Origin of the sequence: Acidovorax sp. Root219 (genome assembly GCF_001428665.1) — a bacterium.
In the GTDB taxonomy this organism is placed as follows: Bacteria; Pseudomonadota; Gammaproteobacteria; order Burkholderiales; family Burkholderiaceae_C; genus Acidovorax.
Map to the genome: position 1 here is coordinate 277,485 of NZ_LMIJ01000014.1, position 24,817 is coordinate 302,301.

The following is a 24,817-nucleotide window of genomic DNA, read 5'->3' on the forward strand; positions in this document are numbered from 1 at the left end:
GGCCACCCCACCCCGAACCCGCGCTCCGCAAGGCACGCGGGTTTTTCCACATCTGCGGCCGCAGTGCCTGCAGCCAAGGATTTGGTGCCAAGCCGACCGGTTGCCGATATAGTGGTCTTGCGCGGCCAAGGCTCGCACGCTCGCTCACCCACCGGCTCGGTGGCCTGGGGAGCAGATGTAGCCCACCGCATGGGAGGAACCGGTATGGGATTGTCCAGCCACACAAGCCCGCTCCAGGCGCACCGGGCCGCAGGGCCCTGAAGCGCAACAGCAGCCGCCGTGCATGACCAACGCGCGCGAGCCACCAGGCCAAGGACCGCTGCGTTCGACGCTGCGGATCACCTGGCCTTTCCTGCTGATGGTGCTTTTGCTTGCCGCTTGCGCCTCGGGTAGCCTGTATGTGCTGTCCGCCGTGCGGGCCTTCGTGGCCGGCGAGAGCCTCTGGACCAAGGGGCAAAAGGACGCCATCTACTACCTGGACCGCTACGCCGCTACCGGCTCCCCAGACGCCTACGCGCAGTACCGCAAGGCCGTCGAGGCCCCCCTGGGCGACAAGGCGGCCCGGCTGGCCCTGCTGGAATCACACCCCATCGACCTGAACGCCGCACGCGAGGGATTCGCCCGCGGCGAGAACCACCCCGATGACATCGACAGCCTGATCTGGCTGCTGCGCTGGTTCCACCACTTCGAGATCATGCAGCAGCCGCTGGCCCACTGGCTGGTCGGAGACCAGCACATTGCCAGCCTGCAGCTGCTGGCCGAAGAGATTCGGCAGGGCCATGCCGCAGGGCTGGTGGACGCTGCCACGCGCCGCGGCTGGCAGGCCAGCATCCGTGCCATCAATGCGGGCGCCACGCCGGCCGCCCGCGCTTTCAGTACATCACTGGGAGACAGCTCCCGGCGCATCGTGCAATGGCTGCTCTGGGCCAACATGGGCATGGCCGCCGTGCTGATTCTGCTGACCACCTGGCACACCAGGGCGCTGCTGGCCCAGCGACAGCGTGCGGAGCTGGCACTCGACGCGGAGCGCGAGCAGGCGCATGTCACGCTGGCAGCCATTGGCGATGCCGTAGTGACCACCGATCTGCATGGCAGGGTGCTGTACCTCAATCCCGCCGCCGAGGCCCTGGTGGGCATGGCGGCGCAGGAGGCCACCGGTCGCCCCCTGGCCCAGGTGCTGCAGCTCAATGACGGCACGGGCCCGCTGGGCGCCGACCAGTTGGTGGAGCGGGTGCTGCGCGGCGGACCCACGCACCGCGATGGCTTCACGCCGACCGTGGTGCGGCCCGACCAAAGCCTGGTGCCCATCAAACTGGTGGGCTCGCCCATCCACCACCAGGCCCAGCCTCGCGGGGTGGTGCTGGTGCTGCACGACGTGACGCGCGAACAGCACTATGTGGAGCAGCTGTCCTGGCAGGCCAGCCACGATGCACTCACGGGCCTGGTGAACCGGCGCGAGTTCGAGCGCCGGCTGGAGGCCCTGCTCGCCCAGCCGCGTGCCATGGGGCGCGAAGGCGCCCTGCTCTACGTGGACCTGGACCAGTTCAAGCTCATCAACGACACCTGCGGCCACCAGGCTGGCGACGAGATGCTGCGCGGGGTCTGCCGCATGCTGCAAAGCCACCTGCGCGAGGGCGACACGTTGGCGCGGCTGGGCGGGGACGAGTTCGGCATCCTGCTCAAGGACTGCCCGCCCGGCCCCTCGGCACGCATTGCAGAGCAACTGCGCCAGGCCGGGCACGAACTGCGCGTGCTGTGGGAGGGGCGGCAACTCTCCACCGGCCTGAGCATCGGCATGGTGCAGCTGATCCCCGCGCTCAGTACCATCCAGGAAGCCATGCGCGTGGCCGACATGGCCTGCTACCGCGCCAAGGAGGGCGGGCGCAACCAGGTCTTCATCTACCAGGCGGAAGACATCGAGATGAGCCGCCGTGAAGGCGACATGGATTGGGTGCGGCGCCTGCGCCTCGCGCTGGAGCACGACCGGTTTCGGCTGTATGCGCAGACCATCACGGCCCTACAGGGTGCCAGCATGGGCATGCACCTGGAGGTGCTGCTGCGCCTTGCCGAAAACCATGAAGAGCTCGTATCCCCCGGCTGCTTCATCCCCGCAGCAGAGCACTACGGCATGATGCCCGCCATCGACCGCTGGGTGGTAAGGCACACGCTCGCCCTGCTGGCGCAGCACCAGGCCACGGATGGCCTACCGGTGCACACCTGTGCCATCAACCTTTCGGGCACCAGCCTGGGCGACGAGAGCCTGCTCAAGTACATCCGCAGCGAAATCGAGCAGTCGGGGGTGGATGCGCACAGGCTGTGCTTCGAGATCACCGAGACCAGCGCCATCTCCCACCTGCCCAGCGCGGTGCGGCTGATGAAGGACCTGCAGCAACTGGGCTGCCGTTTCGCGCTTGATGATTTCGGCGTGGGAATGTCCTCCTTCACGTACCTCAAGCACCTGCCGGTGGACTACCTCAAGATCGATGGCAGCTTCGTGCGCGACCTGCTGGACGACCCGACCAACCGGGCCATGGTGGAGATGATCAACCACATCGGCCATGTCATGGGCAAGGAGACCATCGCCGAATTTGCCGAGTCCACGGCCATCGTCGATGCGCTGCGCTCCATCGGCGTGGACCATGCGCAGGGCTATGCGCTCTCGCGGCCCGTCCCGCTGGCCGACTGCCTGCGCAAGGGTTGAGCCAGAGCCCCGCTGCCCAGCGCCAGGCCAGGTACCACCAGCAGCACGGCGGTCAGCAAGGCGCCAGACACCGGCTCGGCCAGCAACCAGGCCCCACCCGCCGCCGTGAGCAAAGGCACCAATGCTGCGGACAGGGCAGCCCGCGCCGGGCCCAGCCGTGCAATCGCCACGCTGTAGACCGCCAGGCCCAGCAGCCCGGCCGCCACGCCCTGCCCCAGCGCCTGCCAGGCCACATCGCTCCAGGGTGCCGAGAGCAGGCGCGGGGCGCCCGCTACCAGCAGCACGGGCAGCAACAGCAGGGCCGAGCCCAGATTCACGACGGCAGCGCCCTGCCATGGCGTGAGGCCGCTGCTGCGGAACGCCAGCGTGTACACGGACCACAGCAGCGCCGCCAGCAGGAACAACAGGTCGCCGCGCCAGGCACCCTCCACCGTGCGCCAGCCGGCGGCCCCGAAGGCCGCCATGCCCGCCACGATCAGCGCCAGGCCCAGCAGGCGCGAAGGCGCCGGCCGCTCCCCGGACACCAGCCAGCCGCCCAGCGCGGTGAACACCGGCAGGCTGCCCGCCACGAAGATGCCCATGTGCGCCGCAGGCGCCCACCGCGCGCCGGCCAGCACCACCAGCCCGAACGGCAGGCCGCCGCACAGCACCAGCAGCGCACAGCGCCTGTACGACAGGCCTGCCGGCCACCCGCAGCGCCGCAGCCACAGCGGTGCCAGGACCAGCGCAGGAATGGCATAGCGCAGCACGGCCAGCTCGACAGGCCCCAGCGTGGTAGTGACGCCATGGCGCGACGCAAGCTGCCAGCCGCTGCCGATGAGCGCGGCAGCCAGAGCCGCCAGCCAGCCGATCCAGGGCGACGGAATGGAGGAACACAGGCGGCGAAACAAGGAGGCGAAGACAGGCATGCCCGCAGTCTGGGCGCAGCACCCCCGGTGCGGATATCAGAATCCTGCGGAGATCATCAGCCCTGCAGTGCCTGCCGGGCCTGCGCCGGCGTCACGCCGACTGCGCGGCGGAACGCGGTGCCCAGGTGGCTCTGGCTGCTGTAGCCCAGGTCATGCGCCAGGGCCGCCAGGTCGCCCTCCCCCTCGTCCAGGCGCTGCAGCGCCGCGGCCAGCCGCAACTGCTCGCGGTAGGAATGCAGGCGCAGGCCGGTGTGGGCGCGGAACAGGCGAGCGAGATGGAAGTAAGAGCAGCAAGCCGCATCGGCCACGTCGTGCAGCGACCAGGCCTGGCCGTCTGCCGCCGCCGTGCGCGTGGCCATGAAGCGCCGTGCGCGCGCCACGGCCGCATGGGCCATGCCGCTGTCGCACAACATCCCTTGCCCAAACACGGGCCCGGTGGCCTGCTCTCGCCCCTGCGCCAGCGCACGCCAATGCAGGCGCAGCTGCCACAGGGCCCGGGGTGGCAGCGTCCATGCAAGTGCACTCTCTGGACTGCCGGCCGATGCGCAGCCCGGCTGCATGCTGACCACCATGTGGCTGCGCGGCGCGGCCTGCCATTCGCGGATCTGGTACGGCAGCCCGGTGGGCAGGGCCACCACGGTCAGCCCGTCAAGCAGCACCTGCCGCCCCTGCACATGGAACTCGGACACGCCGCACACCGGGAAGACCCAACGTGGCGTAGCCACCTGGTAGACGGGGTTGCCGGCATGGGCCGCGCCCGCCGGCTTGACCACCCGCTCCACCCGCCACGCAGCGGTGTCGGCGTAGAGGATGCGCTCTTGCGGCATGGGAGGGCCGTGGCTAGCGGCCCTTGCGGCCGGCCGAGGGCTTGGCCGAGCCGGTCACGCGCGGTGGCAGGCCGGTGTGCTGGGTGAGCATGCGGCCCTTTTGCGGCTGCGTGGACTTGAGCGCCACGCCCTGCGACGGCTTGGATGCCACGCCAGGCGTGGCGGCCTTGGCTCCACCCGGGGTGGAGTTCTTGCGCCGTGCGCTCTGGTAGCCCCCATCGGTCAGCGGCTGGAAGGTCGGGATCAGGTGGTGCTTGCCGTTGCCGATCAGGTCGGCGCGGCCCATGGCCTTGAGCGCGTCGCGCAGCAGCGGCCAGTTGTTCGGGTCGTGGTAGCGCAAAAAGGCCTTGTGCAGGCGGCGGCGCTTGTCGCCGCGCACGATGTCCACACCCTCGCTGTCGCGCGTGATCTTGCGCAGCGGGTTCTTGTTGCTGTGGTACATGGCCGTGGCCGTGGCCATGGGGCTCGGGTAGAAGGTCTGCACCTGGTCGGCGCGAAAACCGTTCTTCTTGAGCCAGATGGCGAGGTTCATCATGTCCTCGTCGCTGGTGCCTGGGTGCGCGGCGATGAAGTATGGGATCAGGAACTGCTTCTTGCCCGCCTCTTCGCTGAACTTCTCGAACATCTGCTTGAACTTGTCATAGCTGCCGATGCCAGGCTTCATCATCTTCGTGAGCGGGCCCTGCTCGGTGTGCTCGGGCGCGATCTTGAGGTAGCCGCCCACGTGGTGCTGCACCAGCTCCTTCACGTACTCGGGGCTCTTCACGGCCAGGTCGTAGCGCAGGCCCGAGCCGATCAGGATCTTCTTGATGCCCTTGAGCGCACGGCCGCGGCGGTAGATCTTGATCAGCGGGTCGTGGTTGGTGCCCAGGTTGGAGCAGATGCCCGGGTACACGCAGCTGGGCTTGCGGCAGGCGGCCTCGATCTCGGGGCTCTTGCAGCCCAGGCGGTACATGTTGGCCGTGGGGCCACCCAGGTCCGAAATGGTGCCGGTGAAGCCGCTCACCTTGTCGCGGATGTCCTCGATCTCCTGGATGATGGAGTCCTCGGAACGGCTCTGGATGATGCGGCCCTCGTGCTCGGTGATCGAGCAGAAGGTGCAGCCGCCGAAGCAGCCGCGCATGATGTTGACCGAAAAGCGGATCATCTCCCACGCCGGGATCTTGGTCGTGCCTTCGTGGCTGCCGTTCTCGTCGGCGTAGCTCGGGTGCGGGCCGCGCGCGTAGGTCAGGTCGAACACGTAGTCCATCTCGGCCGTGGTCAGCGGGATGGGTGGCGGGTTGATCCATACGTCGCGGGCGGTCACGCCCTCGCCGTGCGCCTGCACCAGGGCGCGCGCGTTGCCGGGGTTGGTCTCCAGATGCAGCACGCGGTTGGCATGGGCATACAGCACCGGGTCGCTCTTGACCTGCTCGAAGCTGGGCAGGCGGATCACGCTGCGGTCGCGCGGCGGCACCTTGAGCTTGGCCTTGAGCGCCGGGTTGGCCACGAACAGCATGGGCCGGATGGCGGGATTGGGCTCGGCCGCAGCGGCTGCGCCGGCCTCGGCATCCAGCGTGCCATCTTCCTTGCTGCAGGTGCTGCCCTGGGCGGCGGCCTGCTCGCTGGTCGTCATGTAGGGGTTGATGTGCGCCTCGACCCGGCCCGGCTCGTCCACGCTGGTGGAGTCGATCTCGAACCAGCCCTTGCCGGTCTCGTCGTCAGGCCGGCGCACGAAGGCCGTGCCGCGCACGTCGGTGATCTGCTCCACGGGCTCGCGCGCGGCCAGGCGGTGCGCCACCTCGACCAGGGCGCGTTCGGCATTGCCGTACAGCAGCAGGTCGCACTTGGCATCGACCACGACCGAGCGGCGCACCTTGTCGCTCCAGTAGTCATAGTGGGCAATGCGGCGCAGGCTGCCTTCGATGCCGCCCAAGATGATGGGCACGTCCTTGTAGGCTTCGCGGCAGCGCTGGCTGTAGACGATGGCCGCACGGTCGGGGCGCTTGCCGCCGATGTCGCCCGGGGTGTAGGCGTCATCGCTGCGGATCTTGCGGTCCGCCGTGTAGCGGTTGATCATGGAATCCATGTTCCCCGCCGTCACGCCCCAGAACAGGTTGGGCTTGCCCAGTGCCTTGAACGGGTCGGCGCTCTGCCAGTCGGGCTGGGCGATGATGCCCACGCGAAAGCCCTGGGCCTCCAGCGTGCGGCCGATCACGGCCATGCCGAAGCTCGGGTGGTCCACATAGGCATCACCCGTCACCAGGATGATGTCGCAGCTGTCCCAGCCCAGTTGCTCCATCTCGGCGCGGCTCATCGGCAGGAACTTGGCCGTGCCGAAGCGCTTCGCCCAATAGGGGCGATAGCTGGTCAGCGGCTTGGCTGCGCGCGCGAAAAAGGAGACGTCGACAGGGGCGTTCATGTGGGGGGTGCGAGACCTCGAATGGGCGAGGCCGCTATGGATAACCCGCGATTTTACGTTGGCGGGCCCTTTTTGTCGCCTTGCATCGCTTTGTCCTACCCCTCGTCCGGCCATGCATGCAAGGATATACTTGCCAAAGTCAATCAATTGAATGACAGAGGCAATCAACCATGAGAAACAGCCCCCCCGAAGTCCCCGCTGACGCAGTCAAGGCCGTCCGGCGTTTCAACCGTTTCTTCACGCGTCGCATTGGCGTACTCGACCCCTACCTGGGCAGCGAGCTATCGCTGACCGACGTGCGCGTGCTCTATGAACTGGCCCACCGCGACGCCCTGGTGGCCAGCGAACTGGCGCGCGAACTGGGGCTGGACGGCGGCTACCTGAGCCGCATCCTGCGGCGCTTCGAGGGTGCGGGCTGGATCAGCCGCACGCCGAGCGCCAAGGATGCGCGCCAGAGCGAACTCACGCTGACGCCTGCCGGGCACGCCGCCTTTGCCCCGCTGCAGCAGCGCTCGCGCGACGAGGCAGCCGCCCTGCTCGCCCCCCTGCCAGCCCCCCGCCAGCAGGAACTGGTGCAGGCCATGGAACGCATCGAGGCATTACTTGAGCCCGCCGCAGCCACCGGCGGCCCTGCAAAGGTGGCCGTGCTGCGCGACCCGGTGCCGGGCGACATCGGCTGGGTGGTGCAGCAGCACGGCGAAATCTACGCCCGCGAATACGGATGGGACATGCGCTTCGAGGCCCTGGTGGCCGACATCGCGGCGCAGTTCGTGCGCAAGTTTCAGCCGGCCTGGGAAAAATGCTGGATCGCCGAGCTCGACGGCGAGCGCGTGGGCGCCATCTTTTTGGTGCGCAAGTCGGCCACCGCGGCCAAGCTGCGCATGCTGATCCTCTCGCCCAAGGCCCGCGGCCTGGGCCTGGGCGCTCGTTTGACGGACGAATGCATCGCCTTTGCGCGTGCCAAGGGTTACAAAAAAATGGTGCTGTGGACCAATAGTTGTCTCATTACCGCACGTTCGATCTATGCCAAACGGGGTTTCACCCTCGACAAGTCGGAGCCGTACGAGGACTTCGGGCAACAATTGGTGGGAGAAACCTGGTCGCTCAAGCTATGACCCGCCCCTCTTCAACACCCACCCTGCGCCTGCTCACCCCGCACGACGACCTGGAGCGGCTGACGGCGCTCATCCACTCGGCCTACGCACCGCATGCCGCCAAGGGCCTGCGCTACTGGGCCACCCACCAGACAGTGGAGGACACGGCCAAGCGCCTGGCCTCGGGCCTGGCACTGGTCATGGAAATCGAAGGGGACTATGCGGCCACGGCCACGCTGCGAGCGCCGCAGCCGGAGTCGAAGGTGGCGCTGTACCGCGACAGCACTGTCTGGTCCATCACGCAGTTCTGCGTGGCGCCCCGCTTCAAGGGCCACGGCCTGGGGAAGTTGCTGCACGCGGAGCTGGTGCAGAGGGCGCGCAATGCCGGGGCCGCCACCCTGGCACTGGACACCGCCCAACCGGCCCATGCATTGATTGCGATGTACGAATCCTGGGGCTACCGAGTGGTCGGCGAATGCGACTGGAGGCCGCTCACCAACTACACCAGCGTGCTCATGTCACGCCCGGTCGACAGCACGGCCGCATAAGCAGCCGCCGCCCCATGCGCCGATAGTTCTTACCACTCACCCACTTCACGCACGCGCTGGGCCAGGTCGAACTCTTCCTCGTCCTCGAAATCGGTCGCCGCATCGGCCCGCAGGGCGCTGGCGGCAGCGGCAGGAGACTGCACGGCCATGCGTGGCGTGGAAGATGCAGCGAAGCGGCCGAACACGTGGCTGGCCAGGGTGCTGGGGAGGGAGGCGGTCAATGGCAGTGCGAACATGGCGGGTCCTTGGGTACGTTTGCTTGCTTGTTGTTTGCCGAGAATAGTTATCGGCTATGGGGTCAAGTGTAGGAACGCACCGCGTCTGCGCTTGTGACAGAACGCACACTTACAGGCCCGAGCCCGACCAGCGGGCGCGCGGCTGTGACAGGCGTCACATAACTGCCACCTCCAGCGCCGCAGGTGAGGCATTTGCACCACACCCATCTGGGGGATGCCGGTGTACAGGCCCTGCCGCCGAGTGGCGTGGGCAACGCACAAAAACGCAATCCGCTGTGCCTTATGCTCTGCGCCCCATGCCACAGACCCTTGCAGCCCCCGCCCACAGTGAGCTCATCATCAAGAAGAGCCGCTTCATCGGCTGCGTGCAGCCTATGGCCGACCGCGCCAGTGCGCAGGCCGCCGTGGACGCGCTGTGGAAGCAACACCCGGGCGCCGCACATGTCTGCTGGGCGCTGCTCGCGGGCGGGCAGTCGGCCGCCGTGGACGATGGCGAGCCCGGCGGCACGGCCGGCCGGCCCATGCTGGACGTGCTGCGCCACCAGGACCTGGAGGGCGTGCAGGCCGCCGTGGTGCGCTATTTCGGCGGGGTGAAACTGGGCGCGGGCGGGCTGGTGCGGGCCTACACCGACACCATCGCCCAGGCCTTGCTCACGGCGCCCAAAATCATTTTGCAGCGCATGGCCACGCTGCAGTGCATGGTGCCCTATGCGCTGGAAGGCCTGCTGCGCCGGGAGGTGGAGGCCGCCGGTGCCGAGCTGATCGACGTGCAGCACGGCTCGCTGGTCACCCTGCAGATGCGGTTGCCGCAAGCGCAGGCCGACGCCTTCGTGCTGCGCGTCAATGACCAAGGCCAGGGCCGGGTGGGCTGGACCGATACCGCCGCCTGAACACATTGGGCAACCCGCCTACAAGCCCAGGGTGCCACGCCCTTCAAACTACCGGCTCCAATGCACCTCGGGAGACGCGATCCATGGGCCAGCCGCTCGACACCATCATCATCGGCGCAGGCACGGCTGGCCTGGCCGCCCTGCGCGAGGTGCGCAAGCGCACCGAGCGCTACCTGATCGTCAATGACGGGCCCTGGGGCACCACCTGCGCCCGCGTGGGCTGCATGCCGTCCAAGACCCTGATCGAGGCGGCCAACGCCTTCCACCGGCGCCACGCCTTCGGCGAATTCGGCATCCGGGGCGCAGATGGCCTTACGGCCGACCTCCCCGCCGTGCTGCAGCGCGTGCGGGCGCTGCGCGACGATTTCGTGGCCGGCGCGATGCAGGCCACCGACGACCTGGGCGGCGCCAGCCTCTCGGGCCGCGCCGTGTTGCTGGATGCGCACACGGTGGACGTAGGCGGCGTGCGCTACCACGCCGACAGCATCATCATCGCCACCGGCTCAAGGCCCGTGGTGCCCGAGGAGTGGCTGGCCCTTGGCGACCGCATCCTGACCACCGACACCCTGTTCGAGCAGCAGACCCTGGGCCCGCGCGTGGCGGTAATCGGCATGGGCGCCATCGGCGTGGAGCTGTCGCAGGCCCTGGCGCGCCTGGGCCTGGAGGTAGCGGCCTTCACCAGCGGCCACACGCTGGGCGGCCTGAGCGACCCGACCCTGAATGCCGAACTGGCGGCACTGCTGAAAAAGGAAATGGTGCTGCACACCCATGCCAAGGCCGAGCTGCGCGAGGTGCCCGGTGGCATCGAGGTCAGCAGCGGCGCCAACCGCGTGGTGGTCGACCACGTCATCGCAGCCATGGGCCGCACGCCCAACATCGAGCACCTGGGGCTTGAGACCCTGGGCGAACCGCTGGATGAAAAAGGCATGCCCCACGTCGATCGACAGACCCAGCAGATCGGCAAGCTGCGCGTGTTCCTGGCGGGCGATGCCAACGACGATGCCGCACTGCTGCACGAGGGCGCCGACGAAGGCCATATCGCCGGCATGAATGCCCTGGCGGCCGAGCCCACGCGCTTCGTGCGCCGTGTGCCCTTGGCCATCGTGTTCTGCGACCCCAATGTGGCGGTGGTCGGCGTGCCCTTTTCCCAACTGGATCCGGCACACACCGTGGTGGGCGCCGTGGACTTCGACAGCCAGGGCCGGGCCCGAGCCGCCCTGCGCAACCAGGGGCGCTTGTGCGTGTATGCGGACAAGGGCAGCGCCCGGCTGCTGGGCGCCGAGATGTGCGCCCCCGGCGGCGAGCACCTGGCCCACCTGCTGGCGCTGGCCGTGCAGCAAAAGCTCACGGTGCACCAGTTGCTGGGCATGCCCATCTACCACCCGGTGCTGGAGGAAGGCCTGCGCACGGCCTTGCGCAATGCCGCCCGCCATCTTCCCGACGCCAGCGCATCGGACCTGGCGGCCTGCACGCCCATCGGGGTTGCCGCGCTGGAATGAAGGGGGCCGCACGGCGCCCCAGGATGTAACAGTGCGCAAACGCCCTTCATTTCAGGCGCAGAATGCCGATAAGAGAGACAAGATTCGGAGAACCCGCATGGATGTCGCACTCACCAACAGCATCGTCAACACCGCCACGGCCCTGGCCAGCCGCGAGACTTCGGACGCCATCAACATCACCGTGCTGAAGAAGGCGCTGGACATCCAGGCCACTTCGGCCGCCACGCTGCTGCAGGCCCTGCCCCAGCCACCGCTGGCCACCTCGGGCTCGCTGGGCACCCAGGTCAACACCTTTGCCTGACCACTGGACCGGAATCTTCCCTTTTTCTCCAAGGTAAGCCCCTCCCAAGCCGCCCCTAGAGGCGGCATTTTTTTGTGCCTTTGCCTGGCCCTGCGGGTGGCGGCCTCCCTGCCATGGCGGCACAGAAGCCCCTCGTGCGCAACGGCCACCGGCATCGTTACAAGATGTAGGTAGACTGGTGAATGAAGAGTAGCCCTGCCTGTCACTGCAATGCGCATTCCATGTACCGCACGGTGGCAAGGCAGTTGGCGGGAGGTGCCGCACTGGCCACCAACGGCTGTGCGCGATGCAGTGCATTCCATATCCACTTGAAAGGCGAAAAATGGCTGAGGCAGTCAAGATGATCAACAACTCCACCGGAATCACCAAGACGGGATTCCATGGGTTTTCATGGACCACTTTTTTCTTCGGTCCGTTCCCCGCCTTGTTTCGAGCGGACTACCTCACGTTCATCGGATATTTCGCCGTTGCCGTCATCTTCGCCGCCATGACGGCAGGCTTGAGCTGGCTCCCGATGTGCATCATCTGGGCCTTCATCTACAACGGCTTCTACACCAAGAAGCTGCTGGAAAAAGGCTACACCTTCAATGACATGCCAGAACGCGTGAACGCAGCCATTGCAGAGCTAAAGCTGGATTCGTCCAGGTACCAGCCTGATGTGCCCGCAGCGTCCCCCAGCCAGGCAACCAATCGATTCATGGGCGAGATGTCCGTGGACAACGACGCCTACAAGCTGTTCCTGGTCAAGAAATACAACATCGAGAAGAACACCACGCTCGATAAATTCGTCGCCAACGAAAAGCTCTTTGGCACCGTGGAGGATGCCATTGCCTACGTCGATGGCATCGAAAAAGGAATCGCGGCCGAACACAGCCAGCGCGCGGCACAACAACAGAATGAAGCCCGGCAGCAGGAGGAAGCTGCCCGCCAGTCCGCCCTGCTGAGCGAGACGGTCGTCGAAGAGGGCAAACTCGCAGGCACACAGTGGACGTACCGCCTGCACCAGGACGGCTCCGTCGTGGTCAAGGATGAGCACCGTGCTGAAACCCGCTACAAGTCCATGGCAGCCGCCAAGGCGGTCATCACCTGGTGGGAGTGACACCCGGCAGCGGCCCGGGTTGCGCCCGTCAGGCGCCAGCCGCCGCAAACCGCTCGCGGTAGCCCTTGGGTGACACGTTCAGGTGGCGCATGAATGCGCGCCGCATCACCTCTTCCGAATTGAAGCCGCACTGCACCGCAACCGCCTTGTTGCTGTGCCGGTGCGCCTCGATCAGGCGGCAGGCCTTCTCCAGGCGGATGCGCTCGACCGCATGGGCGGGCGTGGTGCCGGTGTGGGTGGTATAGAAGCGCGCAAAGGTGCGCAGGGTCATGCCCATCTGGTCGGCCATGCGCGCCACATTGATGTCAGAGCGCAGGTGCTCGGCAATCCAGGCGTGCAGCCGGGTGATGCGCTGGTCGCCGGCCGTCTGCTCCAGCAGCGCACTGCTGAACTGCGACTGCCCGCCGGGCCGCTTGTAGAACACCACCAGCTTCTTGGCAACGGCCATCACGATGTCGCGGCCCAGGTCGGCCTCGACCATGCCCAGCGCCATGTCGATGCCGGCCGTGACCCCGGCCGAAGTCCACACCCGCCCCTGGCGGAAGTAGATCGCATCGGGCTGCACCGCAATTGCCGGAAAGCGGGACGACAGCTGCTCGCAGGCGGCCCAGTGGGTCACCGCCCCCGCCCCATCGAGCACGCCGGCGTGCGCCAGCACGAAAGCGCCGGTGCACACCGATGCCAGCCGCTCGATGCGCGGTGACGCCTGCTGGATCCACCGCGCCAGGGCTGCCGCCGCAGGCGTGTCTGCCGCTTTGCATGATGGGGTCGCCGGCAGGAACACCCCGGGCCCTCCAGGCACCACCAGGGTCTGCACGGTTCTGGCCAGCCGCTCGGGCAAGGGCCGCGCGAGCACTTCGACCCCGCTGGAGCTGCAGGTCGCGCCACCTTCGAGGCCATAGACAGCGGTCTCGTAGACCGCAGGCCGCCCCGCCAGCCGAAGCTCGTCGTTGGCCGTGGCAAACACCTGCAGCGGCCCGCTCACGTCGAGCAGCTGGAACTGATCGAACACAAGAAACCAGACCTGGTGCGCGGGGTGGGCCATTGGGGGCAAAGCGAGTTGGCAGAAATCGTGGTTGTTGTGTCCTGACGGACAAACAGCCCGATCCTACAGTGGAGCCATCCCTCCCACCCACGAAAGCCAACCCCCATGAACATCGGCATGCTTGTATTTCCGGAAATCACGGCCATCGACTACGTCGCACCCGCAGACCTTCTGGTGCGCATACCCGGCGCACAATTGCACCTGGTGTGGAAGCACACCGACCCGGTCCGCACGGAACTGGGCTGGGAATTCCGCCCCACGGCGTCCTTCGATACCTGTGGCCAGTTGGACATGCTGGTCGTCCCCGGCGGGCCGGGCATCGAGGCGCTGCTGAGCGATGGGGAGACCCTGGCATTCCTCGCACGCCAGGCCCAGGGAGCGCAATGGATCGTGGGCATCTGCACCGGCCCGCTGGTGCTGGGCGCGGCTGGCCTGCTGCAAGGCTACCGGGCCACCTGCCACTGGGGATCGCACGAACTGCTGTCCCTGGTAGGCGCCACCCCGGTCGATGAACGCGTGGTGGTGGACCGCAACCGCATCACCGGTGCCGGCATGACCTCGGGCATCGACTGTGCGCTGCAGGCGATTGCGCTGGCCAGCAGCACCGAAGTGGCCCAGGGCATCCAGCTGTTTGCCGAGTACGACCCAGAGCCGCCCTTTGACACCGGCTCGCCGCACAAGGCGCCGGCCTCCCTGGTGCAGGCCGCGCGGGCCCGGCTTCACCCCATCGTCGAGCGGCGCCGTGCGCTGCTGACCCAGCGCCAGGCCGCCTGACCACCATCCCCCCAGCCCCACGAGGACGCCATGCCCCACCCTTACCCATTCGCTCTGTCCCGCCGCCGCTGCCTGCAAGCCGCGCTGCTGGCCCTCCCACTGCTGGTCGCAGCCGGCGCCGCCCAGGCGCAAACCTACAGCGGCCCCATCCGCATGCTCGTGGGCTACCCGCCGGGCGGCCCTGCGGATACCACGGCGCGCATCGTGGCCGAAAAGCTCGCTATGCAACTGGGCCAGCCCGTGCTGGTGGACAACAAGCCCGGCGCGGGCGGGCAGATTGCCGCCCAGGCCCTGAAGGCCGCGCCCGCAGACGGCTCCGTCATCTTCATGAGCAACACCCACACCGTGGCCATGGTGCCGCTGACCATGAAGGCGCCGGGCTTTGCGCCCGCCACCGACTTCCGGCCCCTGGGCGCCGTGGCCAATTTCGAGCTGGCGCTGGCCGTGCACCCCAAGACAGGGGCTGCGAACCTGGCGGAACTGGGTACCTGGTTCGCCGCGCACCGCAGCGAGGCCAGCATCGGCGTGCCCGCCCCGGCCAGCGCACCGGAGTTCATTGCCGGCGAAGTGGCGCGCCAGCTCAAGGCCGACATCGTGCCCGTGGCCTACCGGGGCGCCACCCCCATGGTGACGGACCTGCTGGCCGGGCAGATCGCGGCCGGCGTGTCGGGCATCTCGGATTTTCTGCAGTACCAGAAGGCGAGTCGGCTGCGCATCCTGGCAGTCAGCCGCACAACGCCCTTGCTGCCGGGTGTACCCTCGTTCGCGCAGGCGGGCCTGCCCAGCCTGGACGCAACCAGCGACTTCCTGGGCCTGTACGCCCCTGCCGGGCTGAACGACGCGACCGTGGCCCGCTACAACACGGCGCTGAACCAGGTGGTGGCCCTGCCCGAGGTGGTGGCCAAGCTGCAGGCCAATGCCATGACACCGGCTGCAGGCACGCCCGGCGAGCAAGCACTGCGGCTGGCACAGGTATCCAGGGCGCTGGCAGCGCTGGTCGCGCAAAGCGGGTTCGTACCCCAGTAAGCGGGTCCGGATTCATTGCTTGGCCGGACATGCCCAGGCTGTTACAAAGGAGTGCCCGCACAACCCCAGCACCCACAGCTATTTGCCTCCTGCATGTCCTCCGCACCGCACTCCGCCGACACCCTCTGCTCTCCCCATGACCGCGGCGCGCTGCAGGTGCCCTACCTCAAGCGCTGCTGGTCCAGCTGGATGGCCGCGCGCCAGGGCCAGGCGGGCTCGGGCATGCAGGAAGCACATCGCACCCAGATCGTGCTGGCCGCACTGGGTGTGGGGCTGGAGCAGACCATGCAGCACGTGCTGCGCGAAGCACCGGACTTCGCCGACTTCGAGGACTGGATCGTGCGCACTGCGGGTGCACCCGATGCCGCCACCGTGGCACGCATCCAGGCCCTGGTCGACGGTGGCCCGCCGCCCGATGCGCTGCGGGAACTGCACGCCCGGATAGAGGCCATGCCGCCCGTGCTCGACGCGGCCGATCTGGCGCACTGGGACACCCATGGCTACGTGGTCGTGCGGCAGGCCGTGCCCGCAGCCGACAGCGCCGCCGCCGCGCAGGTGGTGTGGGACGCGGTGAACGCCACGCCGGACGACCCGGAGTCCTGGTACCCCCATGCACCGCGCAACATCATGCTGCAGTTGTTCCAGCACCCGGCCTTCGAGAAGAACCGCCGCTCCCTGCGCATCCACAAGGCCTTTGCCCAGCTGTGGGGCACGGCCGACCTGTGGCGCAGCACCGACCGCTGCGGCTTCAACGTGCCCGAGCGCCCGGGCCATGCCTACGGTGCACAAGGGCTGCACTGGGACGTGAGCCTGGCCCAGCCCATCCCGTTCTGCACCCAGGGCATCCTGTACCTCACCGACACACCGCCCGAGCAGGGGGCACTCACCGTGGTGCCCGGCTTTCACCGCACGGTGGGCGACTGGCTGGCCCGCCTGCCACCCGGCGCCGATCCGCGCCGCCAGGACTTCCAGGCCCTGGGTGCCACGCCCGTCGGCGCAGGCGCAGGCGATCTCGTGATCTGGCACCAAGCCCTGCCCCACGGTGCCAGCCCCAACCGGGGAACCCGGCCGCGCCTGGTGCAGTACATCAACATGTTCCCCGCCGAGGTGGCGACCCACGACACCTGGCTTTGACAAGGAGACACCCCGCCATGGACACCACCCCAGCCAATCCAGCCTCCACCTTCGTGGCCACGCACGCCACCAACGCCACCTTCACGCGCGGCCTGCGCTCGTTCTTCGAGTACCGCGACCTGGGCATCAAGGACGCCACTGACGGCCGCTTGGTGGCCCACGTGATCCGCGCTGCGGGCGGTGCCGAATTTTCGAGCCAGCCGCACCTGCACCGCACCACTTTCCAGCTCGTCTACATCCTCAAGGGCTGGATCGAGTTCGAATACGAGGGCCAGGGCGTGGTGCGGCTCGAGGCCGGCTCCTGCGTGTACCAGCCGCCCGGCATACGGCACCGAGAGCTGGGGCACAGCGAGGACGTGGAGATGCTGGAGGTGGTGATGCCGGGCGAGTTCCCCACCGAGCTGGTCGATTCGGTGGGCGCCTGACAACGCCAGGGCGCCAGCGCGCGCCGGTAGACTTCATGCACCAGGAACAAAGCGAGGGAGTGCAATGGGCGTCGGCAGATTTTTTTCGTGGGTCATCGTGGTGATCCTTGCGCTGGTGCCGGTCAACTGGCTCCGGCTGTGGCTGCAGGGGGAGATTCCCCCCAGTGCCACGCTTTTGCAGGCCGTGATCGGCGTGGCCCTTTGCTGGGGTATCGCGGGCGCCCTGGGTTTCTTTCTGGTGGTGAGTGCGCGCGGCATCAGAATCCGCAAAGCCCGCGAACAGCAAGCCCTCGTGCGCTTGCAGGAACAGCCCCTGACCCCAATGGTTCCGCGCCAGGCCTTGGTGCGGCCCGGAGAAGTCGCCTATGCAGCGGTCGAGGCGGGCCTGCGAGAGGTCCACACCGTGGGCTACGAAACCGAGACAGCGGGAACCAGCCACCCGCAACTGTTTGGCGTGGGCACCAACCACCACAGCAATGCCACCAGCATGGCAGTGAACGAGGCCCTCATCGTCGCTACCGGGGAGCTGGTGGTGACCGACGAGCGCGTCATCTTCGCGGGCGACCACAAGTCCTTTGCCCTGCCGCTCAACTCTCTGGTGAATATCAGCGCGTACACCAACGGCTTCACGCTGAGCGACGGCCGGGCCACCCACACGGTGGTCATTGCAGACCCCTACCAGCACACGGTCTTCCGGATCACGCTCCAGAAGGCACTGCAAGCGGTCGGAATGCGCTGAATTCCGGGCTACCTGGGTGCTGCTGCACCCACGCGCCACACGGCGTTGCCCACGTCATCGGCCACCAGCAAACCACCGCGCGCATCCACGGCCACACCCACGGGGCGGCCATAGGCATCGCCGTCCGGGCTCACAAAACCGGCGAGCACGTCGATGGGCAGGCCCGAAGGCTGGCCATCGACAAACGGCACGAACACCACCTTGTAGCCGCTGCGCGGCTTGCGGTTCCACGAGCCATGCTCGCCCACGAAGGCGCCGCTGGCCAGCTGTGGCGCCAGGGCCGGCCCTTGCGAAAACGCCATGCCCAGCGGCGCCACATGCGAGCCCAGGGCATAGTCAGGCGACACGGCCTTGGCCACCAGGTCGGGCCGGGGCGGCTGCACGCGCTCATCCACATGCTGGCCGTAGTAGCTGTAGGGCCAACCGTAGAAGGTGCCATCCTTGACCGAGGTGAGGTAGTCGGGCACCAGGTCGCTGCCGATCTCGTCGCGCTCGTTGACCACCGTCCACAGCGCGCCCGTACCGGGCGCCCAGCCCAGGCCGTTGGGGTTGCGCAGGCCGCTGGCGAAGATGCGGTGGGAGCCGCTGGCGCGGTCCACCTCCCAGATGGCGGCACGGCCCTCTTCGGCCTGCATGCCGTTCTCACCCACGTTGCTGTTGGAGCCCACGGTCACGTAGAGCTTGCTGCCGTCGGCGCTGGCGATCAGGTTCTTGGTCCAGTGGTGGTTGATGGGGCCGCCGGGCAGGTCCACCAGCTTGGTGCCCGGGGCGGTGATGCTCGTTTGCCCCGCCTCATAGGGAAAGCGCACAACCGCATCGGCATTGGCCACGTAGAGTTCGTTGCCCACCAGGGCCATGCCGAACGGCGAGTTCAGGTTCTGCAGAAAAACGCTCTGTGTTTCGGCCCTGCCATCGCCATCGGCGTCGCGCAGCAGCGTGATGCGGTTGGCCGAGGGGCGTTTGCCCGAGCCGGCCTTGCCCATCACCGTTTTCATGACCCAGCCCTTGATGGCGCCGAGCACACCACCCGATGGCGCGCCCTCGCCCTTGGGCGGGGCCTGGCTTTCGGCCACCAGCACGTCGCCGTTGGGCAGCACCAGCACCCAGCGCGGATGGTCGAGCCCGGTGGCCAACGGCGTGACCGACAGGCCCGGGAGGCTGGCGGTGGGCATGGATCCCTCGGGCCAGCCTTTGGCAGGGGCGATGTGCAGCGTGGGAATCAGCGATTGGTTCGGCGCCGGCAAGGTGGGCGACTTGCCCATGCCCTGCTCGGGCGAGAGGATGGCGGTGTCACCGCAGGCGGCCAGGCTGGCCGCCAGCACCGTGCCGGTGAGCAGCGCCGGCCAGGGACGCGATGTCAGGGAGAAGGAAAATGGCATGGCGATGGGCCTTTGTGGCGAGCGATGGCTGCAGTGTGGAGGGCCAGGCACGCGCGCCCTGTCAGCCAATTGCGCAAAATGCGCAGCCCCGCGTTACATTTATTTCCACAACCCTAACGCATTGGCCGCCGCAAGAACTTCCATGAGACTCAAGACCGTTGTCCTGCTGGCGATCATTTTGCTCATCGGCTTTTTCGCCGTCGAGAAGCTGCGCCTGGGCCGGGTGGACAAGCGGCTGCAGGGCCAGTCGGCCACGCAGCAGGTGTTTGCCGAGGTACCGCAGCAGACCTCCACCAGCGCTGCCCCCTTTGCGTTGAAGGAGTACCAGGTCAAACCACTGGCCCAGTTCGCCATACGCGCCAGGGTGCTGGGGCGCGAGGAATACTCCTTTGGCCGCGAAGCCGATCTGTCCCCCGTGGACCTTGCCTTGGGCTGGCGGCGCATGGCCGAGCCGGCGGTGTACGAGCCCTTGAACATCACCCAGGGCGGGCGCTGGTACCGCTATTCGTGGTCGAGCCAGCCACCGATCCCCCTGCAGGAGATCATCGAGTCATCGGCCAACATGCACATGATCCCGGCCAACGCGGCCGTGGAGCGGGTGCTCAAAAAGGCGCGCACGGGGCAATTCATCCGCATCACCGGCCAGTTGGTGGAGGTAACGCACCCCGGCGGCTGGCGCTGGACCAGCTCACTCACCCGCTCGGATTCGGGCGCCAACTCCTGCGAGCTGATCTTCGTGGAGACGGCGCAAGTGGAGTAGCCACTTCGGTGCGCTGAAAAAGACAAAATTTCACCGACAAGGTGTCCATATGTGACGCCTGTCGGTTCCGTGGAATTTTTCACGGTTTTTTGGATAACCTTGCACTGGCGACACAAGGCAATGCCGCCGGCGCGACTTTTGGCCCCGTCTCCAGTGCACGAAGAGGAACTCCCCATGGCGAAGATTCTGGTCACCAAGTACGAACACCAGGCCGATGCAACCGTCTGCGAAGTGGCCCATGAAAGCCAGGCCGACCTGTGCTGGTACGAGGCCGCCTACGAGCCCCAGGCGCGCGGGGACACCACCTGGTACTTTGTTGACTACGCAACCCAGGCCAGCTTCAAGATCTTCAAGGTGAAGTTCGAGAGCCAGGCCGACATCAAGGCCTTCCAGGTCAAGACGCCCGAGCAGGCGGGCTGGCGCGATGCGGGTAACAGGTTCAAGGGCAAGATGGGCTGAGCCGCTGCCCGCCAGAAATGAAAAACCCCTGCCTTGCAATGCACGGCAGGGGTTTTTGCCATGGGCGGCATCGCCGCCGCCCTGCAGGCATCAACGCAGCTGGCGCTTGATGGCGTCGTAGCGGGCTTCGTTGCTCACGTTCGCGGCCGAGCCAAACTTGCTGGACATGAACGGCTGTAGTTTCTCCAGGCGGTCCTTGGGGGCCGGATGGGTCGAGAACAGCACTTCATACGCCTGATTGGAGCCTGAACCGGTGGCTGCATACATGTTCAGCACCGTGGGCAGACCAATGGGTGCGTAGCCGGCCCGGGCGGCGTAGAGCACGCCCTGGCGGTCGGCATCGAACTCGTCCGACTGGTCCAGACCCTTGGTGTACAGATTGCGCACCAGGCCCACCATGGCAGAGCTCACCATGGCATTGCCCGAGCGTGCCTGCACCACGCCGCCGGCAGCCTGGGCAAAGCCACCCTTCTTGATGGCGGCCAGGTAGTGGCCGCGCGTCACGTGGGCGATTTCGTGGCCCAGCACGCCGGCCAGTTCCGATTCGGACTTGAGCTGGCGCAACAGGCCGACGGTGACGAACACGAAGCCGCCGGGTGTGGCGTAGGCGTTCACGGCGTCGGAGTCGATCACGCCAAAGCGCCAGGCAAACTGGATGTCCTTGCCGTCCTTGTCCTTGGGCTTTTCAGCCTGCGCGGCCACCCACCAGCCGACCTGGCTCACATAGCGCTGCACAGCTTCGTTGCGCAGCAGCGGGCGGGCACCCAGCAGCACGGACGCGAAGTCATTGCCCATGGCGCGCTGCTCTTCGGCCGAATAGTCCTTGAATGCAGCGGATGCACCCTGGATCACGTCCATGACGCCGCCAGCACGCGAGCCGCCGCCGGAACCGCCACCCAATACGGAGGAGATGGCCCCCAGCCCGCCGGGTGCGCCGCCAGCAGCAGGCATGGTTTCACAACCGGTCAGCAATACGACGGCAGCCAGCACCAGCGCGGCGGCCTTCAAGCGTTGGAGTTTCATTTTTCTGCTCCGGTGTAAGCGTCAATCTTCTGCGCCACGACCTTGCCGCTGCGCGCAAACTGCTCGGCCTGGCCCATGTTGATGGCGTACTTCTCAAGCTGTGCCATTTCAGCCGGATTCGGCTGGGCGTTGGCGATCTGTTCCTTGGTGAGTCCCTTGGTGCCGGTGGACGCAGTAGGCGCATTGCTGCGTGGGGAGAACAAGCCTGCCAGGTTGGTACCAGAATTGGACGGAGCAGCGGCTGGCGCGGCAGCTTGCATGGTTTTCACGAAGTTCAAGCGCACCCAGCCTTCCAGTTCACCGAACTTCACCTTGATCCAGCCGACCTGCGCTTCGATCTGTTCGAGCTTGCTGCCCTTGACCAGCCTCGTTACCACCTTGCCATTTGTGGCCGGCATGGCGCGCAGCTCGGTTGGGGTGGTGACTTCCAGCTGTTGGGCGTGCGCACCGAGGCCCAGCCCCAGCAGCAGCGCAATCAGCAGGCCCTTCAAAAGGCCTACGAATGATGTGTTCACTTTCCTTCTCCTCTCTCTATGTCAAAACCGGGGTTGCGGCGGGTGCCGATTCCCCCATTGGCGAGCGGCGCTGCGGCTCAAAAAGCCGCACCGCCTGGTCACGGCCCTTTACTTCGAAATCGCCGCGGTCAATGAAAACAAATGTTTCCCCACATTGTGCCCTTGTCGACTCGGAAACCAAAACCCGGGCTATGCCTTTTGTGCAACCTTCGATGCGGCTGCACAGGTTGACGGCATCGCCGATTGCGGTGTAATCCAGCCGGCGCGATGTGCCCAGAAATCCGACGACGGCCGACCCCGTGTGCACGCCGATACCGATGTCGAATTTGGCGGTGGGGTCTTCGCGTGCCATGTCGTCGGCAAAGCGCTGCAGTGCATCGGCCATGCCCAGTGCCGCCTCCACCGCCAGCACGGCGTGGTTGGGCTGGGCGATGGGCGCCCCCCAGAAGGCCATGATGGCGTCGCCGATGAATTTGTCCAGCGTGCCCTGGTAGCGGAAGATCACCTCCACCTGCATTTCGAAATAACGGTTGAGGATGTTCACGATCTCCTCGGGCTTGCGGTGCTCCGACAGGCTGGTGAAGCCCCGGATGTCCGAGAACAATAGCGTGATCTCGCGGCTGGCGGAAACCTCGGCCTGGGCAACCGTTTCAGACAAATCCTGCACGATGCGTGGATCCACGAAGCGCGAGAACATGGCCTGCACATGGCGCCGTTGCCCCATCTCCAGCCGCGAAGACAGCAGCCCAAAGGCCAGCAACGCCACCGCCCCCAGCACCAGCGTGGACACCGGCATCCAGTACACATGGCTCTGCTGCAACACCAGCAGACTGACCCCAATGGCCGCAGCCACCAGCGCGGCATAGCCCGTGATCACCCAGATGGGTGACATGCGAACAACGAAGGCCACCGCAAGAGTGCAGATCAATACCAGCACCAGGGCCGGATTTGCCCAAACCGGGGCCTCACGCAACCAGTCATTGTTCTGCAGGTTGGCTATTCCAGTGGCCAAAACAAAGGGGCCGGGGGTCGTGGCATCGAACGGCGTGGGAACGAAGTCGAAAATTCCGCTGGCCGTGGCACCGATCACGATGATCTTGCCATGGGCGTCGAAAGGCAGTTTGCCTCCCTCCATCTGGGTCGCCAGATAGGCCTTGGCATAGGGAATGCGTGTGAACTCCGTGCCGTACCAGTTCAACCGGAAACCCGGCTGCTTGGGTTTGGGCAGTTGCAGCGCGTCTGCCACCCGCCCGATCATGTGCGGTATCCACCAACCATCGACCTCGCGGCCCAATTCGGTATGGCGGCCGATGCCATCGCGGTCCTTGATGAAGTTGATGTACCCCGTGCGCCAGGCGTCGGGGGGCAGGGCCAACGGCGCCTCGATGCCGTAGCTGGCCTTCGGGTCGGCATGCTCCAGCGCTCGTATGCCCATCACCGGCGGCGCCATGGACAGTGGCGCCTTCTGCTCCGCCCCATCCATGAGGAGCATGGGAACAAAGGCGCGCTCGAAAGCCAGCGCCTTCGCCAGTTCTGCGTCGTTTTCGGGGCGAAAGCGGTCGGGTTGCGAAAGGAACAGATCCAGCACGATGGCGCGCGGCTGCTGTGCCACCAGCGCATTGATCAGCTCGGCGTGGATCACGCGCGGCCAGACCCACTTGCCCGCGATGTCGAACATCTGCGGGTCCATCAGCGATGGCTGGTCAATGTCGATCAGCACCACGTCGTCCGGCGGCTTGCGGCTGTCCGCATGCCAGCGCAGGAGCGCATCCCCCACCCGGTTGTCGAGGGCATCGAGCTTGTGCCACGTGGTCACCTCGAACAGCGCCAGCGCGCAGAGCATGAGGCACAGCACGGCATACAGCGCACGGCGGCCAAAGCGCTGGCGCAGCCGGGTGAGCACGGTCGATGAATGGTGGGAAGGGGCGGACGGCACAGGCCAGAGTATCCACGCCCGGCTTTGCCCGCGGCAAGCGCATCTACCCTGCGCGTTGTGCGCCCCCTACTCCCCCAAGCCCATCAGCCGCCCGCGCAGACCTGCCGCTGCTCGCCCAGCCCCGTCGCGCCCAGGCGCACCACGTCGCCGGGCTTGAGGAACCAGGGCGCGGGCTTCTGGCCCAGGCCCACGCCGGCGGGCGTGCCGGTGAGCACGATGTCGCCGGGCTCCAGCGTCATGAACTGGCTGATGTACGCAATCACCTTGGGCAGGCCGAAGATGAAGTTGCGCGTGTTGCCGTTCTGCACGCGCTGGCCATTGACTTCGAGCCACAGGTCCAGTGCATGCGGGTCGGCCACCTCGTCGGCGGTCACCAGCCAGGGGCCGATGGGGGCAAAGGTGTCATAGCTTTTGCCCTTGACCCACTGGCCGCCGCGCTCGATCTGGTAGGAACGCTCGGACACATCGTTGGCCAGCACATAGCCCGCCACGTGCTGCAGCGCGGCTGCCTCGTTCACATGGCTGGCGCGGGTGCCGATGACCAAGCCCAGCTCCACCTCCCAGTCGGTCTTGAGCGAGCCGGGCGGAATGCGCACCTCGTCGTTCGGCCCGCTCAGCGAGGTGATCGCCTTCATGAACAGCACGGGCTCGGCCGGCGCCTGCATGCCTGCCTCGGCCGCATGGTCGGCGTAGTTCAGGCCCACGCAGACGATCTTGCCCACGCCACCAACGGGGCAGCCCAGGCGGGGCGTGCCCTCCACGGCCGGCAGGCGCGTGGCGTCGATGGCGGCCAGGGCGGCCAGCGTGCGCGGGTTGAGCTGGGCCGGGCCCAGCTCGGGCAGCAGCATGGAGAGGTCGCGCAGCACGCCCTCGCTGTCGAGCAGGCCGGGGCGCTCGGCGCCAGGTTGTCCGTAACGGATGAGTTTCATGTCGGGATTGGTTCAGGATGCGGGAAGGCGCCAGCATACCCATCTGCGAGACGTTTAAGGCAACGCTGAATAAGTCCTCGCGATGGCGCGTGCCCTGATTTGGGATGGGCTGCCAGGCGCAAAGCGCAGCCATAGCCGGTGCTATGGCGAGCATTTGCAACGCCGCAGA

General features: G+C 66.9%; 24 protein-coding genes. 14 read left to right on the forward strand and 10 right to left on the reverse strand.

All coding sequences use genetic code 11. The features are described 5' to 3' along the window. Nucleotides 1-283 precede the first annotated feature (283 nt). Entirely contained in the window at nt 284-2,701 is a 2,418-nt protein-coding gene (locus ASE28_RS17195) for an EAL domain-containing protein (RefSeq protein WP_057267703.1), read from the forward strand. On the opposite strand, the gene ASE28_RS17200 is transcribed toward ASE28_RS17195, so the two are convergent. The 3 genes from ASE28_RS17200 to ASE28_RS17210 are packed head-to-tail and all read right to left on the reverse strand — an operon-like array spanning nt 2,650 to nt 6,837. Next, nucleotides 2,650-3,609 carry a DMT family transporter gene (locus ASE28_RS17200; RefSeq protein ID WP_082608112.1) on the reverse strand — a complete coding sequence of 320 codons (960 nt, stop codon included), beginning with the start codon at nt 3,607-3,609 and terminating at the stop codon, nt 2,650-2,652. The two genes, ASE28_RS17195 and ASE28_RS17200, sit on opposite strands and share 52 nt — an antisense overlap. A 56-nt stretch (nt 3,610-3,665) precedes the next feature. Next, complete coding sequence (locus ASE28_RS17205; protein ID WP_057267705.1) at nt 3,666-4,436, reverse strand: helix-turn-helix transcriptional regulator; 771 nt, start codon at nt 4,434-4,436, stop codon at nt 3,666-3,668. Between the two features lie 13 nt (nt 4,437-4,449). Next, nucleotides 4,450-6,837: a YgiQ family radical SAM protein gene (locus ASE28_RS17210; RefSeq protein ID WP_057267708.1), complete on the reverse strand. Its 2,388-nt coding sequence runs from the start codon at nt 6,835-6,837 to the stop codon at nt 4,450-4,452. Between the two features lie 170 nt (nt 6,838-7,007). Between ASE28_RS17210 and ASE28_RS17215 the strand changes: the two genes are divergently transcribed. Together ASE28_RS17215 and ASE28_RS17220 are read left to right on the forward strand one after the other, a co-directional pair. Next, on the forward strand, nt 7,008-7,952 hold the full coding sequence (locus tag ASE28_RS17215) for a bifunctional helix-turn-helix transcriptional regulator/GNAT family N-acetyltransferase (RefSeq protein ID WP_057267711.1): 945 nt from the start codon (nt 7,008-7,010) through the stop codon (nt 7,950-7,952). Further along, nucleotides 7,949-8,479: a GNAT family N-acetyltransferase gene (locus tag ASE28_RS17220; protein ID WP_057267713.1), complete on the forward strand. Its 531-nt coding sequence runs from the start codon at nt 7,949-7,951 to the stop codon at nt 8,477-8,479. The genes ASE28_RS17215 and ASE28_RS17220 overlap by 4 nt, the downstream gene beginning before the upstream one ends. A 29-nt stretch (nt 8,480-8,508) precedes the next feature. Here ASE28_RS17220 and ASE28_RS17225 read toward each other — a convergent pair whose 3' ends face one another. Beyond that, nucleotides 8,509-8,715 (reverse strand): hypothetical protein, encoded by a 207-nt coding sequence (locus ASE28_RS17225; RefSeq protein ID WP_057203129.1) that lies wholly within the window; start codon nt 8,713-8,715, stop codon nt 8,509-8,511. A gap of 296 nt (nt 8,716-9,011) precedes the next feature. Between ASE28_RS17225 and ASE28_RS17230 the strand changes: the two genes are divergently transcribed. The 4 genes from ASE28_RS17230 (at nt 9,012) to ASE28_RS32720 (ending at nt 12,504) form a co-directional block, all read left to right on the forward strand. Then, nucleotides 9,012-9,605: a YigZ family protein gene (locus ASE28_RS17230; RefSeq protein ID WP_057267715.1), complete on the forward strand. Its 594-nt coding sequence runs from the start codon at nt 9,012-9,014 to the stop codon at nt 9,603-9,605. 83 nt (nt 9,606-9,688) lie between these two features. Next, nucleotides 9,689-11,104: a dihydrolipoyl dehydrogenase gene (locus tag ASE28_RS17235; RefSeq protein ID WP_057267717.1), complete on the forward strand. Its 1,416-nt coding sequence runs from the start codon at nt 9,689-9,691 to the stop codon at nt 11,102-11,104. Nucleotides 11,105-11,201: 97 nt separating this feature from the next. Beyond that, complete coding sequence (locus ASE28_RS17240) at nt 11,202-11,405, forward strand: YjfB family protein (protein WP_057203132.1); 204 nt, start codon at nt 11,202-11,204, stop codon at nt 11,403-11,405. Between the two features lie 340 nt (nt 11,406-11,745). Continuing rightward, nucleotides 11,746-12,504, forward strand: coding sequence for a DUF2628 domain-containing protein (locus tag ASE28_RS32720; protein ID WP_200963963.1), 759 nt, complete (start codon nt 11,746-11,748; stop codon nt 12,502-12,504). 28 nt (nt 12,505-12,532) lie between these two features. Here ASE28_RS32720 and ASE28_RS17250 read toward each other — a convergent pair whose 3' ends face one another. Next, nucleotides 12,533-13,549 (reverse strand): GlxA family transcriptional regulator, encoded by a 1,017-nt coding sequence (locus tag ASE28_RS17250; protein ID WP_057267718.1) that lies wholly within the window; start codon nt 13,547-13,549, stop codon nt 12,533-12,535. Nucleotides 13,550-13,654: 105 nt separating this feature from the next. On the opposite strand from ASE28_RS17250, the gene ASE28_RS17255 reads away from it, so the two are divergent. From ASE28_RS17255 to ASE28_RS17275, 5 genes are all read left to right on the forward strand, one after another. Further along, nucleotides 13,655-14,323, forward strand: a complete 669-nt coding sequence (locus ASE28_RS17255; RefSeq protein ID WP_057267719.1) for a DJ-1/PfpI family protein — start codon at nt 13,655-13,657, stop codon at nt 14,321-14,323. Between the two features lie 30 nt (nt 14,324-14,353). Continuing rightward, nucleotides 14,354-15,349 (forward strand): tripartite tricarboxylate transporter substrate-binding protein, encoded by a 996-nt coding sequence (locus tag ASE28_RS17260; RefSeq protein WP_057203135.1) that lies wholly within the window; start codon nt 14,354-14,356, stop codon nt 15,347-15,349. 93 nt (nt 15,350-15,442) lie between these two features. After that, complete coding sequence (locus ASE28_RS17265; RefSeq protein WP_082604225.1) at nt 15,443-16,483, forward strand: phytanoyl-CoA dioxygenase family protein; 1,041 nt, start codon at nt 15,443-15,445, stop codon at nt 16,481-16,483. Nucleotides 16,484-16,500: 17 nt separating this feature from the next. After that, complete coding sequence (locus tag ASE28_RS17270; RefSeq protein ID WP_082608113.1) at nt 16,501-16,908, forward strand: cupin domain-containing protein; 408 nt, start codon at nt 16,501-16,503, stop codon at nt 16,906-16,908. Nucleotides 16,909-17,005: 97 nt separating this feature from the next. Further along, a complete protein-coding gene (locus tag ASE28_RS17275; RefSeq protein ID WP_157422011.1) occupies nt 17,006-17,647 on the forward strand; it encodes a hypothetical protein in 642 nt (213 codons plus the stop codon). An 8-nt stretch (nt 17,648-17,655) separates the two neighbouring features. Here ASE28_RS17275 and ASE28_RS17280 read toward each other — a convergent pair whose 3' ends face one another. Then, nucleotides 17,656-19,026: a sorbosone dehydrogenase family protein gene (locus tag ASE28_RS17280; RefSeq protein ID WP_057267721.1), complete on the reverse strand. Its 1,371-nt coding sequence runs from the start codon at nt 19,024-19,026 to the stop codon at nt 17,656-17,658. Nucleotides 19,027-19,168: 142 nt separating this feature from the next. Between ASE28_RS17280 and ASE28_RS17285 the strand changes: the two genes are divergently transcribed. Continuing rightward, a complete protein-coding gene (locus ASE28_RS17285) occupies nt 19,169-19,786 on the forward strand; it encodes a hypothetical protein (RefSeq protein WP_057203138.1) in 618 nt (205 codons plus the stop codon). Nucleotides 19,787-19,960: 174 nt separating this feature from the next. Next, complete coding sequence (locus tag ASE28_RS17290; protein WP_057203270.1) at nt 19,961-20,245, forward strand: DUF6150 family protein; 285 nt, start codon at nt 19,961-19,963, stop codon at nt 20,243-20,245. A 90-nt stretch (nt 20,246-20,335) separates the two neighbouring features. Here the strand turns inward: ASE28_RS17290 and ASE28_RS17295 are convergent, their stop codons facing one another. The 4 genes from ASE28_RS17295 to ASE28_RS17310 form a co-directional block, all read right to left on the reverse strand. After that, a complete protein-coding gene (locus tag ASE28_RS17295; protein WP_057267722.1) occupies nt 20,336-21,268 on the reverse strand; it encodes a M48 family metalloprotease in 933 nt (310 codons plus the stop codon). After that, on the reverse strand, nt 21,265-21,759 hold the full coding sequence (locus ASE28_RS17300; RefSeq protein ID WP_235516152.1) for an SH3 domain-containing protein: 495 nt from the start codon (nt 21,757-21,759) through the stop codon (nt 21,265-21,267). Before ASE28_RS17300 ends, ASE28_RS17295 begins: the two co-directional genes overlap by 4 nt. A 40-nt stretch (nt 21,760-21,799) precedes the next feature. Continuing rightward, on the reverse strand, nt 21,800-23,686 hold the full coding sequence (locus ASE28_RS17305) for an adenylate/guanylate cyclase domain-containing protein (protein WP_057267724.1): 1,887 nt from the start codon (nt 23,684-23,686) through the stop codon (nt 21,800-21,802). Nucleotides 23,687-23,802: 116 nt separating this feature from the next. After that, entirely contained in the window at nt 23,803-24,648 is an 846-nt protein-coding gene (locus ASE28_RS17310; RefSeq protein WP_057267725.1) for a fumarylacetoacetate hydrolase family protein, read from the reverse strand. Between the last annotated feature and the right edge of the window lie 169 nt (nt 24,649-24,817).